12 protein-coding genes are annotated in these 13,030 nt (G+C 67.2%); 5 read left to right on the forward strand and 7 right to left on the reverse strand.

All coding sequences use genetic code 11. The features are described 5' to 3' along the window. Nucleotides 1–41 precede the first annotated feature (41 nt). The gene (locus EET10_RS00995) at nt 42–557 is read left to right on the forward strand and encodes an SRPBCC family protein (protein ID WP_036399266.1); all 516 of its coding nucleotides are present in this window, start codon (nt 42–44) and stop codon (nt 555–557) included. Beyond that, nucleotides 557–1,597 carry an LLM class flavin-dependent oxidoreductase gene (locus tag EET10_RS01000; RefSeq protein WP_036399264.1) on the forward strand — a complete coding sequence of 347 codons (1,041 nt, stop codon included), beginning with the start codon at nt 557–559 and terminating at the stop codon, nt 1,595–1,597. The genes EET10_RS00995 and EET10_RS01000 overlap by 1 nt, the downstream gene beginning before the upstream one ends. Here EET10_RS01000 and EET10_RS01005 read toward each other — a convergent pair. Both EET10_RS01005 and EET10_RS01010 read right to left on the reverse strand, forming a co-directional pair. Then, nucleotides 1,594–2,706, reverse strand: coding sequence for a DUF1214 domain-containing protein (locus EET10_RS01005; protein WP_036399263.1), 1,113 nt, complete (start codon nt 2,704–2,706; stop codon nt 1,594–1,596). The genes EET10_RS01000 and EET10_RS01005 overlap by 4 nt on opposite strands. Beyond that, on the reverse strand, nt 2,703–3,290 hold the full coding sequence (locus tag EET10_RS01010) for a TetR/AcrR family transcriptional regulator (RefSeq protein WP_036399261.1): 588 nt from the start codon (nt 3,288–3,290) through the stop codon (nt 2,703–2,705). Before EET10_RS01010 ends, EET10_RS01005 begins: the two co-directional genes overlap by 4 nt. A 28-nt stretch (nt 3,291–3,318) precedes the next feature. On the opposite strand from EET10_RS01010, the gene EET10_RS01015 reads away from it, so the two are divergent. Both EET10_RS01015 and EET10_RS01020 read left to right on the forward strand, forming a co-directional pair. Further along, a complete protein-coding gene (locus tag EET10_RS01015; RefSeq protein WP_122501826.1) occupies nt 3,319–4,554 on the forward strand; it encodes a sulfotransferase family protein in 1,236 nt (411 codons plus the stop codon). A gap of 124 nt (nt 4,555–4,678) precedes the next feature. After that, nucleotides 4,679–5,563 carry an alpha/beta fold hydrolase gene (locus EET10_RS01020; protein WP_036394930.1) on the forward strand — a complete coding sequence of 295 codons (885 nt, stop codon included), beginning with the start codon at nt 4,679–4,681 and terminating at the stop codon, nt 5,561–5,563. Here EET10_RS01020 and EET10_RS01025 read toward each other — a convergent pair. The 3 genes from EET10_RS01025 to EET10_RS01035 are packed head-to-tail and all read right to left on the reverse strand — an operon-like array spanning nt 5,553 to nt 7,465. Next, nucleotides 5,553–6,584, reverse strand: coding sequence for a zinc-binding dehydrogenase (locus tag EET10_RS01025; RefSeq protein WP_036395044.1), 1,032 nt, complete (start codon nt 6,582–6,584; stop codon nt 5,553–5,555). The two genes, EET10_RS01020 and EET10_RS01025, sit on opposite strands and share 11 nt — an antisense overlap. Nucleotides 6,585–6,595: 11 nt before the next feature. Then, on the reverse strand, nt 6,596–6,808 hold the full coding sequence (locus EET10_RS01030) for a TOBE domain-containing protein (protein ID WP_036394933.1): 213 nt from the start codon (nt 6,806–6,808) through the stop codon (nt 6,596–6,598). Between the two features lie 51 nt (nt 6,809–6,859). Next, on the reverse strand, nt 6,860–7,465 hold the full coding sequence (locus EET10_RS01035; protein WP_036395047.1) for a TetR/AcrR family transcriptional regulator: 606 nt from the start codon (nt 7,463–7,465) through the stop codon (nt 6,860–6,862). A 147-nt stretch (nt 7,466–7,612) separates the two neighbouring features. On the opposite strand from EET10_RS01035, the gene EET10_RS01040 reads away from it, so the two are divergent. Further along, complete coding sequence (locus tag EET10_RS01040; RefSeq protein ID WP_036395050.1) at nt 7,613–8,938, forward strand: cytochrome P450; 1,326 nt, start codon at nt 7,613–7,615, stop codon at nt 8,936–8,938. Between the two features lie 21 nt (nt 8,939–8,959). Here the strand turns inward: EET10_RS01040 and msrA are convergent, their stop codons facing one another. Both msrA and EET10_RS01050 read right to left on the reverse strand, forming a co-directional pair. Further along, entirely contained in the window at nt 8,960–9,472 is a 513-nt protein-coding gene (gene msrA, locus EET10_RS01045; protein ID WP_036395051.1) for a peptide-methionine (S)-S-oxide reductase MsrA, read from the reverse strand. Between the two features lie 45 nt (nt 9,473–9,517). Next, nucleotides 9,518–12,733, reverse strand: coding sequence for an MMPL/RND family transporter (locus EET10_RS01050; protein ID WP_246013587.1), 3,216 nt, complete (start codon nt 12,731–12,733; stop codon nt 9,518–9,520). Nucleotides 12,734–13,030: the final 297 nt, after the last annotated feature.

Consider the following 13,030-nt stretch of genomic DNA (forward strand, 5'->3'; position numbering starts at 1 on the left):
AGCGCGGGGCCACAACAGTCCAACTGGAGGACAATGGGCCCGTGGAATGGACCGGCGCGCGCTATGCAGACAAGCCAACCGTGGAGGCTTCGACGTGGATCGACGCCGCTCCCGAGCGCGTCTGGAGTCTGGTCTGTGACGTCGAGTTGATGCCGACGCTCAGCAACGAATTGCAGGCAGTGGAATGGGTCGACGGGGCCACCGGGCCGCGGATTGGTGCCCGGTTCGTCGGTCACAACCAGCACGACGCATTCGGTGAATGGAGCACCACGTCACAAATCGTCAGCTGTGATGAGCCACACGAATTCGCTTGGGCTGTAGGCGAACCCGACAACCCGTCGGCCACCTGGCGGTTCCGCCTGACACCGCGGGACGGAGGCACTTTGCTGAACTACTGGACGCAGATGGGGCCGGGCCGCTCGGGGTTGTCGCGCGCCATCGACGCGATGCCCGACAAGGAGCAGAAGATCGTCTTCGTGCGGTTGCGGGAGTTCGAGACCGCGATCGACAAGACGCTGGCCGCGATCAAGAGGTTGGCCGAACACGGGGTCCGTTGATGCGCACCGCCACGACGGTCGAATTCTCCAGCGCCGGCCGGGACACCGTGGAGTTCGTCGTCGAGGCCGAAAAGCTGGGGCTGGACGTCTGCTGGGTCGCCGAGGCCTGGGGTGCGGATGGGCCGTCGGCGTTGGGATACCTCGCCGCGCGCACCGACCGGATGCTGCTGGGCTCCGGTGTACTGCAACTCGGCATCCGATCACCCGTTGCGGTGGCCCAGACCGCGATCACGCTGTCCAACCTGTCGCGCGGACGGTTCCTGCTCGGCCTGGGCGCCTCGGGTCCGCAGGTGATCGAGGGTCTGCACGGGGTGTCGTTCGCCCGGCCGCTGGCGCGGATGCGCGAAACCGTCGCCATCGTGCGGCAAGCCCTGGCGGGCGACAAAATATGCCACTCCGGCAACGAGTTTCAGATTCCGCGCCCCGGCGGCGAGGCGGTGCCGATGCGATTGTCGATGCGGCCCGAGCACCCGATCCCGATCTATTTGGCAGCGTTGTCGCCGGCGATGCTGCGGTTGACGGGACAGATCGCCGACGGGTGGCTCGGCACCAGCTTCGTGCCGGAAGGCGCCGCCGGCGCCTACTTCGCGTATCTGGACAACGGGCTGACCGCCGCCGATCGCACCCGGGCCGACATCGACATCTGTCAGGGCGCCGAGGTCGCGTTCGCCGCCGATGAGGACGAGCTGCGGCGCATGGTCGCCGGTCGCAAGAAGGAGCTGGCGTTCAGCCTGGGTGGCATGGGGTCGGCCAGCACCAATTACTACAACCGGGCCTACAGCCGGCAAGGCTGGGCTGACGTCGCCGCCATGGTGCGGGAGCACTGGCAGCGCGGCGACCGCGACCGCGCGGTCGCGTTGGTCACCGAAGAGATGGTCCTGGCCACCACGCTGATCGGGACCGAGGACATGGTCCGGGCCCGCCTTGCGGTGTGGCGGGACACCGGTGTGGACACGGTGCGGCTCTATCCTGCGGGCGACACGCTCGATGCCAAGCTTTCGACGCTCGCCCGGGCCATCGAGCTGGTCCGCGAGGTTTAGCGTGCGCGAGTAGGCGCGTCGGCCAGCGGCATCAGCTTCACCTCGGGCCGGGCGGGCAGCTCGTCGGGCAGAAACCACCGGAAGGCGAGATTGCCGCGCGGGTATCCCAGCGTGGTCAGCGAGTTCGGGTGGCGGGAAACCCCGCGGGACAAGACGATCGTCACCGAGCCGTCGCTGTTGATTACCGCGCTGTGGCCATTGATGGAGCAACGGGCATCGGGGCCCTCGGCGGGGCCGTAGGTGGCCATGAACTGGTTCCACACCACCAGGTTCCAGAACCGGCACGGCGGCGGCCTGTGGGTGATGACCAGCGCTTCGTCGTCGTCGAGCACGAAACTGCCGTAGGAGTAGCAGGCATCGCGCGCCGACCAGCCGAAGTTGGCGTCGGGCACCTGATAGGGAGCCGCGAATTGGTTTGCGACGTGGGCGGTCTCGTGTCCGAGTCGATGCGCGTCACGGGCCCGGTCCCCGACGGCCAGCGGCACGATTGCGAACATGGTGCGCATCCAGGTGGCCGCCGCCCGTAGCCTTGCGGCGGTCTCGGCGTCGCCGTGGCGTATGGGGTCCGGCGCGTCGAGCGCCTCGATAGTCCAGGTGACGGGGCGGCCGGTCAGCGGGTCGGCCTGATAGTCGCGGGTCATCAGCACGGCGGCACCGGACGTCGGACCCAGCTCGAAGGAGAAGTTGCCGTCGGCATCGATATCGAGATCACTGTCGCGGACAATCGCGACGACCCGGTCCGACCACGCGCCGGGGGAGGGCTCGTTGTAGGCGGTCACCGAGAAATACGCGCTGTCACCCTTGTTGCCGCTAATCCGGTAGCGCCGTGTCGGATCGACCGGGCACATGAAGTAATAGGCGTCGGTGTTGTCGCCGCCCCAGCGGCGGTCGCGACGAAACGGCGTGTTGACCGCGACAAACTGTGGCCGGCCCGGCTCGGGGAACAGATAGGCGTCGAAGGCGACACCCAGGGTGGCGGCGAGCATGCGGTACCCGTCGGCGAGGTGCCGGTCGTCGGTCACCGCACGGTCGCCGTCGAGGAAGCCGCCGTCGAGGGCGCCCAGGGTGTCGAGCAGTTCCCGCCATGCCGTAGTCGACTCGTGCGTCATTCAGGCATTCCTTTCAGGATTCCCTTCAGCAGCAATGTGGTGGTGCGGTCGACCCAGGCGTCATCGACTTCGCTGGCGCGGGTAAGCAGGCCTAGCAGTGTGATGCCGGCGATGGCCTCGACCAGTTCACTAGCGGTGATGTCGGCCCGGACTTCGCCTGCGGCCGCGGCCTTCTCGAGCCGTCCGGCGAGGCCGCCGGAGATCGTGCCGGCAAATCGCTCCAACAGTGCGGCATGCAGGGTGGGGTCGGCCGCCATCTCACCGACCAGCCCGGGCAGCGCCGCGCGAGCGGCCGGCGTCGCCAGGACCGCCCTCGTGCGTCGCACCATCTCGCGCAGATCCGTCGCCAGCGATCCGGTGTCCGCAATAGCGGTTTCGGCGCCGATCGGAAACACCGCCTCGTGCACCAGGTGCGCCTTGCTGGGCCAGCGCCGATAGATCGCCGGCTTGCTGGTGCCGGCCCGTTCGGCGATGGCGGACACCAGCAGCCCGGCATAGCCCGTTTCGGCGAGCAGTTCAACCGTCGCGCGAAGCACCGCCGCGTCGATCCGCGGATCACGGGGTCGGCCGAAATCGACTGCCATTACGAAACCAAGAGTAACATAAGTCGCCGTGAGTGATGCCGTTCGTCTCGACGACCTGGCCGAGCCCCGGTTCAGTACCGAGGCCCAGCAGCTCCGCGACATGATGGCCACGATGGCTCCGCAATGCCCGTTGGATGCCGACGCGCTGCACGCGCGCGCCAGCGCCGACACCGGCCTGCACGATTTCGGCGACGACGACTACCGGGAACGACTCGACGTTTTTCTGGCCGCGCTGCGTGACATCGACGGGCTGCACCCGCCCGGGGTGGTGAACTTCTACGGGCAACTGCTGCAGTTGCTCAAGAACCGGCTGTTGTTGGCCGACCTGCTCACCAGGCATCCCGAGATCGACGACATCGAACTGCGACCACCAGTGTTCATCGCCGGCTTGCCCCGCACCGGCACCACACATCTGCACAACATGCTGGCGGCGGCACCGACCTTCCGCACCATGCCGTACTGGGAAAGTGTCGAGCCGTACCCCCTGCCGGCCGAGGCCGGAATCGAACCGGATCCGCGGCGAGCACGTATGGACGTCGCGGTGCACGTGATCAACATCGTGATGCCTTACTTTCCGCTGATGCACGAGATGACCACCGACCACGTGCACGAAGAGATTCAGCTGCTGGCCAACGACTTCTCGACGATGTTGTTCGAGACGCTGGCCCACGTGCCTCGCTGGCGCGACTACTACCAGGCCCACGACCAGACGCCGCACTACGCGTACCTGGCCACCCAACTCAAGGCGATGCAGTTCCTGCGCGGCGGGCGGCGCTGGCTGCTCAAGTCGCCCCAGCACCTCGAGCAGGTGCCGGTGCTGGATCGGGTTTTTCCCGGCAGCATCGTGGTGTTCACCCACCGCGACCCGGTGCCGGTGGCGCTGTCGATGATCGCGATGATCGTCTACTCCGCCCGGATGCACCGCTCGCCGGTGCCGGTGGCAGAGATTGCGGCATATTGGGTGGACCGGCTCGAGCTGATGCTCACCGCGCTGGTGCGCGATCGTGACACCGTCGGTCCGCGGCGCTCGATCGACATCCGATTCGACGACTTCATGGCCGACGAACTCGGTGTCGCCGCGCAGGCGTACGCCCTGGCCGGCGAGCCGTTCGACGAACCGGCACGGACGGCGTTCACCGGCTACCTGGCCGGCCACCGGCGCGGCCGACTGGGCCACGTCGAAACGTCCTGCGAGATGTTCGGGCTGACCGAGAAGGACCTGCGCGCCCGCTTCGCGCCCTATGTCGAGCGGTTTCTGACCTAGCGCTGCGGCTGGGTACCCAGCTTGACGCCGAGCCTGTAAATAGGCAGAAGAAGTGCGAGTAGCAGCCTGCGAAATTACAGGCTCGGTGGCCGGCTAGGTGGGGCGAGCGCTACCTTCTCAGTACATGACCACAATGCCCGCGCTGGACGGCGTCGAACACCGGTTTGTCGATGTAGGCGACGGCGTGACCATCCACGTGGCCGACGCCGGGCCCGCCGACGGGCCGGCGGTGATGCTGGTGCACGGCTTTCCGGAGAACTGGTGGGAGTGGCACAAGCTGATCGGCCCGCTGGCCGCCGACGGCTACCGGGTGCTGTGCCCCGACCTGCGCGGCGCGGGCTGGAGCTCGGCGCCACGCTGCCGGTACCTCAAGAGCGAAATGGCCGACGACCTGGCCGCGGTGCTGGATCGGCTAGGTGTCGAGAAGGTCAAACTCGTGGCCCATGACTGGGGCGGGCCGGTCGCCTTCATCATGATGCTGCGCTACCCCGCCAAGGTGACCGGCTTCTTCGGGCTCAATACCTCGGCGCCCTGGGTACGCCGCGACCTCGGGATGCTGCGGCACATGTGGCGGTTCTGGTACCAGATCCCAATGTCGTTGCCGGTCGTCGGGCCGCGGCTGATCGCCGACCCAAAAGCTCGCTACTTCCGGATGCTGACGTCCTGGGTCGGTGGCGGATACAGCGTGCCCGACGAGGATGTCCAGATCTACGTCGACTGCATGCGCCAGCCCGGGCACGCCGAAGCCGGCTCACGGTGGTACCGCAGCTTCCAGACCACCGAGATGCTGCGCTGGCTGCGTGGCGAATACAACGACAAACGGGTCGACGTGCCGGTGCGCTGGCTGCACGGCACCGGCGACCCGGTGATCACGCCCAACCTGCTGCGCGGATACGAAAGCCGCGCAAGCGATTTCGAGGTCGAGCTGGTCGACGGTGTGGGCCATTGGATCGTCGAGCAGCGGCCCGATCTGGTGCTGGACCGGTTACGGGCTTTCCTTACGGCTTGACCAGGATACGGATCGGGTTGCCCTGCTGGCGCTCCAGCTTCTCGATGCCCGCCGGCAGGTCGTCGAGCGCGATAACCTCGCTGATCGACCGCGAAATATCAAGGCGCCCAAGCGAAACCAGCTTCGCCAGGGTCTCGATGTCGACGTTCTGGTAACCGAGGTGACCGAGCACCTGCTTGCGGGTCACCCCGAACAGCACGGTCGGTCCGATGCTCGGCGACTCCGCGCTCATCCCCACGCAGACCAGCCGCCCGCCGGCGGTCAGCGAGCCCAGGGCCTGTTCGAACGTCACCTTCAGGCCGACGGCATCGAACGCCACGTCCAATAACCGCCCGCCGGTGACCTCGGCAAGCTTGTCGACGAGCCCGTCGTCTCGGGTGTCGAACGCGTAGTCGGCGCCGAGTTCCAGGGCGCGTTCGAGAACGGCCGGGTTGATGTCCAGGGCGATCACCGGCGCCGCACCGACCAACCGGGCGAGCTGGACGATATGGGTGCCCACCCCGCCGACACCCCAGACCCCGACCGATTCGCCGATCGCCACCTTCCCGGTCCGGACGACGGCGCCGAACGGCGTCGACACCGCGTCGGCCAGGATCGCGGCCTGCTCCAGGGGAACGTTGTCCGGCACCCGGGTCAGGCCGGCCGCCTGCGCCACGGTGTATTCGGCCCACGCGCCGTCGTAGGCGAACGCCATCAACTGGATGCTCAGGCAGTTGACGACATCGCCGCGGCGGCAGTTCGGACAGGTCTGGCAGGGCCGGCCGGCGGCCACCACCACCCGGTCACCCTCGGCCCAGTCCGTCACGTCGGGACCCAGCTTCGCGATAGTGCCCGAGGCCTCGTGGCCCTGGGTCACCACCGGTGTCTGGGCCGGGAACGTTCCGTTGATCAGGCTCAGGTCCGAATGGCAGATCCCGCAGAAGGCAACCTTGACCAAGGCCTCGCCCGGACCGGGCTCGGGTATCGGAACATCTTCCAGCGCAACCTTTTTGGTATCGGCGTAGAAGCGTTCCGCACGCATGGTGGCCACGGTCACTCGACGCCGATCGTGACCTCGGTCGACTTGATGAACACCGTTGCGGGCTGGCCGGCCTTGAGGCCGAGCTCCACTGCGGCGTCCTTGGTGACCGACGAGGTGACGATCTGGTCGCCGCCGTCGAGCTTGACCTTGACGACCGCCATCACGCTGCCGAGGTCGACCTCGGTGATGGTGCCCTTGAGCTGGTTTCGGGTCGATAGCCGCATCGCAGTCCTTTCCGCAAATCACCGGGTGTGCGACGAGCGTAGTCGGCCCGCTCAGGAACGAGGGCCCAGGAGGGCTATCGACGCATCGATCGCCGGTTCGACGACGTCGCGGACCGGCCGCCCGTCCTCGACGGCAAGCGCGGTCAGCTCGCGCAGTCCGCCCAGCAGGATGACCGACAACGGCACGGTCAGCGGGGGTAGGCCGGCCCGCCGGAACCCCGGGCCGGCACTGAGGTCGATCAGCAGGGTGGACAGCAGCTGCAATCCGCGGCGCTGGACAGGGCGCGCGACGGCGCCCAGCGAGGGGAGTTCGCGAATCCAGCTCAAGGTGATGGCCGGCCGGGACTCGATGTGGCCTACGTAGGCCTCGACCGCCTGGCGAATCTGCTGATGCCAGTCGGCGTCGGGATCGACCGCGGCCTGGATGCGCAGGCCGAGCTGTTCGACGTCGGCCCGCAGTAGCTCCAGGAAGCACTGCTCCTTGCTGGCGAACTGGTCGTAGAAGGTGCGTTTCGAGGTCCGCGCGTGGCGCACGACGTCGGCGACGGTGGTCGCGCGGTAGCCGCGTTCACCGATAGCGGCGGCCAGGCCGTCGAACAGCCGAAGCCGAAAGGGATCGATGTCGGCCGGCGCGGCACTGCCGGCAACCGCTGTCACCAACACGCCTCCTTACCCGGATCGGTGCGGACCTTGTCAGCCTTGGTACCAAAGAGTACCGTGCCAAGGATAAGCCTGCGGTACACCGCGGTACCATCCCCGTGTTCACGATCGAGCAGCCGGGGCGGATGTTGGGAGCCCATGTCGATGAGCCACGCAATCACCGATGCGCCGGCACAACCCGAAGTCACGTTGCCGCCGGCGCCGCGGATCCCGAGCCTGGTGCAAGGCCTGGTCTTTGCGGTCACCCGCCGCGGCATGATGCGTCGGCTGGCGCGCCGCTACGGCAACGTCTTCACCCTGAACATCCCCATCTACGGGCGGGTCGTCGTCGTCGGTGATCCGCAGCTGGCAAGGCAGGTGTTCACCACCAGCCCCGACGAATTGGGCAACATCCAGCCGAATCTGAGCCGGCTGTTCGGCTCCGGTTCGGTGTTCGCGCTCGACGGTGATGACCACCGCCGGCGGCGACGCTTGTTGGCACCGCCGTTTCACGGCAAGAGCATCAAGAAATACGAGGCCATCATCGAGGAGGAGACGCTGCGCGAGACGGCTCGCTGGCCGCAGGGCGAGCCGTTCGCGACCCTGCCGTCGATGATGCACATCACCCTCAACGCCATCCTGCGTGCGGTGTTCGGGGCCGACGGCGCCGAACTCGACGAGTTGCGCCGGCTGATTCCGCCGTGGGTCACGTTGGGCTCGCGGCTGGCGGCGATGCCCAAACCGAAACGCAACTATGGCCGGTACAGCCCGTGGGGCCGGCTGGCCGAGTATCGGCGGCAATACGACGCCGTCCTGGACACGCTGATCGACCGCGAGCGCTCGGACCCGGACTTCGCCGACCGGACCGACGTGCTCGCGTTGATGTTGCGCAGCACCTACGACGACGGTTCGGTCATGTCCCGCAAGGACATTGGTGACGAGCTGCTCACCCTGCTGGCCGCCGGGCACGAAACCACCGCGGCCACGCTGGCCTGGGCGTTCGAGCGGTTGACCCGGCACCCGCGGCTGCTGGCCGACCTGGTGGCGGAGGCCGATGCGGGCGGTGACGAGCTGCGCCAGGCGACGATCCTGGAAGTCCAGCGGGCCAGGACCGTCATCGATTTCGCGGCCCGCCACGTCTATTCCGACGTATATCGGCTCGGTGAGTGGTCGATCCCGCGCGGGGATTCGATCATCGTCAACATCGGCCAGATTCACGACAACCCCGACGTATTCCCCGACCCGCAGCGCTTCGACCCGCAGCGCTACCTCGGCGGTAAGCCGTCGGCGTTCGCCTGGATCCCGTTCGGCGGTGGCACCCGCCGTTGCGTGGGCGCGGCGTTCGCCAACATGGAGATGGATGTGGTGCTGCGAACGGTGTTGCGCCACTTCGTCATCGAGACGACCACGGCGCCCGACGAGAAGTGGCACTGTCGCGGTGTTGCCTACATCCCCAAGGACGGCGGACGGATCGTGGTGCGCCGGCGCTGACCGGTTCGCCTACGGGTTTGCCTATGGGTTTGCCGAGGCCCGCCGCGGCAGTTTCCAGCCCGGGCGGATGTAGTGGCAGGTATACCCGTAGGGGTAGCGCTGCAGGTAATCCTGGTGCTCGGGCTCGGCTTCCCAGAATTCTCCGGCCGGGCTGACGTCGGTGACCACTTTGCCCGGCCACAGGCCGGAGGCCTCGACGTCGGCGATGGTGTCCAGCGCGATCCGTCGCTGTTCGTCGTCCAGGTAGAAGATGGCCGACCGGTAGCTGGTGCCGACATCGTTACCCTGCCGGTTCTTCGTGGTCGGGTCGTGGATCTGGAAGAAGAACTCCAGCAGTGCGCGGTAGTCGGTGACCGCCGGGTCGTAGACGATTTCGACGGCCTCGGCGTGGTTGCCGTGATTTCGATAGGTGGCGTTGGGGGTCTCACCGCCGCTGTAGCCGACGCGGGTGGCGATGACACCGGGCTGGCGGCGGATCAGGTCCTGCATGCCCCAGAAGCATCCGCCGGCCAGGATTGCCTTGTTGGTCGTCATTGCAGTCTCTCCTTCGGTGGGGTCGTCACGGGCCCACATCCGAGGTTAGTTGCGGCTCGCCGACATCGCCCAGAGCCAGACCACGCAGTCGGGGTCGATGCCCTCGGAGCCATGGTCGCCGTCACCGGATGCCCCGGCGTACGCCGGCTGCAGGTCCGCCTCGTCTCGTTCCGACGGTTGGACATCGGGTTCACTGCTCGGTCGCGACGGCTCGGCCGGGACCAGGGTGGGCTGCGGTGGCCGAGCCGGCCCGGTTGCAAACCGCCTGGAGGGCCACCAGTTGGCGTTGCCGACCAACACCGCAAGCGAGGGCACGGTGATCGTGCGGACCAGGAAGGTATCGAGCAACAAGCCGACGCCGATGATGAAGCCCGCTTGGACCATGGTGCTGATGCTGGCGAACAGCATGCCGAACATCGACGCGGCGAAGATGATCCCGGCAGAGGTGATCACGCCTCCCGTCGTGCCGACGGTTCGGATGACCCCGGAGCGGATGCCGTTGGGGGATTCGTCGCGGATCCGCGAAACCAACAGCATGTTGTAGTCGGCGCCGACGGCGACCAGCACGATAAACGCCATCCCCGGAACGCTCCACCCCAGGGGCTGGCCACCGATGAGCTGGAATGCGATCACCCCGACACCCAATGCCGACAGATACGAAACCACCACGGAGGCAACCAGGTACACGGGCGCGACGACCGCCCGTAGCAGCATGATCAAGATGAACAGCACCACGGCGATGGTCACCACGATGATGAATCGGATGTCGTGGTTGTAGTAGTCGCGCATCTGGGCATATGTCGGCGTGGTGCCCGACATCGTGATCGACGCGTCGGCCAGCGACGTATTGGGCTGGGCGCTGCGGGCGGCGTCGACGATCGCCTTGTCCTGGTCGAAGGCGGCGGTGCTGAACGGATCCAGTTTCGACTGGACCAGGTAGCGCACGGCGTGCCCGTCGGGTGAGACGAAGATCGACGCCAGGTCTTTGAAGCGGGCGTCGTTGATCGCTTCCGGCGGGATGTAGAAGCCGGACATGCCGGGTTTCGAGGCGTTGAGCTTCATCGACAGCAGGAATGCGGCGGCGTCGGACAGGCCGCGGCCCATCTGCCTGGTCTGCTCGGTCAGTGCCTGCACGCCGTCGGCCACCCGCCGGCTTCCGTCGGCCAAAGCGTTGGCGCCTTGCTGCATTTCGGCCAGTTTCTGCTGCAACCCGCCGGGGTCGCCCAGCCCGAGCGATTGCATCGTCTGGACCGCGTGGTTCAGCGACGCTCGCATGGCCTGCAGTGTGCCGATCAGATTCTGGACGTCCGGGGTCGCCTGCAGCTGCCGGGCGACGTCGGCGATCTGGTCGAACGCCCCGGCGTTGCGGGCGTCGACGAGCAGTTGCAGTTGGCCCCGGGCGGCGGCGCAGGCGGGGTCGGTGTTGCAGACCGGGCTGGCGTTGAGCCCGGCCAGCACCGGGCCGGCCATGTTGAGCACCTCGCCGATGCTGCCGGCGTTGCTGCGCAGGCTCGCGGCCAGTTGCTGGATCTGCTGGAGCGTCGTGCCGGCGTCGAGGTGGTTCGCCACCCGCGACACCTCGCCGGCCAGGCCGTTGATCACCGCGATCGCCTGGTTGATCTGGCCGGTGATCGCGGCCAGCGCGTCGGCGAGCTTGCGGGAGCTGGCGGTCAGCGCGTCCAGGTCGCCGTTGGCGCCGGTGATCTGTTTCGACCCAGCCGACAGCTTCCCGCCGACCTCGCCGGCTTGATAGCTGAGCTTGGCCTCCTCGAGCGGTTCACCCTTGGGCCGCGTGATGCCGCGGACCATGGCGATGTCGGGCAGCTGGCTGACCCGCTGAGCCATCTGCTCGAGGTCGGCGAGAGCCTGCGGATTGCGCAGCTCGTGCGGTGAGTGGACGTAAATGTATTGCGGGATGGTCGAACTCGGCGAGAAGTGGCGGTCCATAGCTTCATAGCCGACGTTGCTTTCCACCCCGGACGGCAACGCGGCGCGCGCGTCATAGGTGTAGCGCACCAGGGACGCGCAGCCGGCCAGCGCGATCAGTAGCGCCAGGCTGGCCGTCAGGTGTGCGATCGGGCGCCGGACGATGTGAACTCCCGACCGCCGCCACAACCGGCTGGTGAGGTCTCGTCGCGGCGCGATCCACCCGCGCCGCCCGGCGAGCACCATGACCGCCGGCAGCAGGGTGACCGCGGCCAGAAACGCCACGGCAATCGATACCGCCAAGGCGGGCCCGACGGTGGAGAACACCCCCAGGCGGGTGAACGTCATGCAGACGAAGGTGACCGCGACGGTCGCCGCGGAGGCTGCGATCACCTTGCCGATGGACGCCAGGGCGCGGGCAACGGCCGGGTCAGAATCCACTCCGCGGCGCAGGCATTCGTGGTAGCGGCTGATCAGGAACACCGCGTAGTCGGTGCCGGCGCCGACCATCATCGCGGTCATGAACACCACGGTCTGATCCGAGATGCCCAATCCGACCCGGGCCAGGCCGGCAACGACTTGCTGCGCCGTCACCAGTGACAAGCCGATCGTCAGCAACGGCAGCAACATGGTGACGGAGTTGCGGTAGACCACCAGCAAGATCAACAGCACCATGACGATGGTCGCCGTCTCGATCACATGCAGATCACGCTGCCCGATCGCGGACATGTCGGCGATGGTGGCCGGCAGCCCGGTCAGGTTCGCGGTCAGCGAGGACCGCGCCACGGTGTGCTTGACGATGTCGGCCACCCGGGTGTAGGCCTCGGTGGACTGCGGTGAGCCCAGTTCGCCGGCAATGCTGACCGGGATGAACCATGCTTTGTGGTCCTTGCTCTCCACGACTTCGCGCAGCGGAGGCGCGCTGATGAAGTCCTGTACCGCGACGACGTCGCGGGTGTCGTGGCGCAGCCGGTCGACCAGTGTGCGGTAGACCTCTTCGTCGGCTTGGCTCAGCCCGTGCTCGTCGGTGAGCACCACCACGGCGACGTTTTGCGATCCCGGTTCGTGAAACGCCTCGGTCATCTGCTTGGCGGTGACCATGACGGGCGCGTCCTCGGGAAGGATTTCCACGGTGTGCTCGCGGACCACCTGCGTTAGGGGCGGCAACGTCAGGGACAGCGCCACCGCCAGCGCGACCCAGAAACCGATGACGATCAGCGGTCGCCGCACCACCAGGCGGGCCAATCCGGGGAAGATACCGCCGGTCGGCAAGCCGAGGTTGGGGTCGCGGCGCAGCACTTCGGGACTTTTGTCCGGGCTATGCTTAGGCGTCAAACACGCACGGGGACAATGAGATCCGCCTGTCTACCGCCGAGTCGGCAACTCGGCGCGACACTCGGGCCGTCAAGCGAGGGCAAAGCACAATGAGGTTCTCCAGACTCTTCGTCGGTTGATGGACACAGGGTGGCTGCTCGGTCTGGGCTACCCGCAAATGTTCTGTCGTTAACGCGGCGGCCCGTCCCGAAACCTCATCGATCCGATCTGCCCGGACTGCAACGCGGACGCGGGCTGGCAGTGCCTCATGACGCTGGCTGCGGTTGTGACGGCCGGTCGGCGGGTAGATAACGGGCG

The sequence above is a fragment of the Mycobacterium pseudokansasii genome (assembly GCF_900566075.1).
GTDB classification, from domain to species: domain Bacteria; phylum Actinomycetota; class Actinomycetes; order Mycobacteriales; family Mycobacteriaceae; genus Mycobacterium; species Mycobacterium pseudokansasii.

Excerpts from the sequence above, each read along its gene's own strand:
- EET10_RS01010 (WP_036399261.1), bottom strand. The coding sequence starts at position 3,290 with ATGGCAGTCGATTTCGGCCGACCCCGTGATCCGCGGATCGACGCGGCG.
- EET10_RS01040 (WP_036395050.1), top strand. The coding sequence starts at position 7,613 with ATGAGCCACGCAATCACCGATGCGCCGGCACAACCCGAAGTCACGTTG.
- EET10_RS01020 (WP_036394930.1), top strand. The coding sequence starts at position 4,679 with ATGACCACAATGCCCGCGCTGGACGGCGTCGAACACCGGTTTGTCGAT.
- EET10_RS01025 (WP_036395044.1), bottom strand. The coding sequence starts at position 6,584 with ATGCGTGCGGAACGCTTCTACGCCGATACCAAAAAGGTTGCGCTGGAA.
- EET10_RS01005 (WP_036399263.1), bottom strand. The coding sequence starts at position 2,706 with ATGACGCACGAGTCGACTACGGCATGGCGGGAACTGCTCGACACCCTG.
- EET10_RS01000 (WP_036399264.1), top strand. The coding sequence starts at position 557 with ATGCGCACCGCCACGACGGTCGAATTCTCCAGCGCCGGCCGGGACACC.
- msrA (WP_036395051.1), bottom strand. The coding sequence starts at position 9,472 with ATGACGACCAACAAGGCAATCCTGGCCGGCGGATGCTTCTGGGGCATG.
- EET10_RS01030 (WP_036394933.1), bottom strand. The coding sequence starts at position 6,808 with ATGCGGCTATCGACCCGAAACCAGCTCAAGGGCACCATCACCGAGGTC.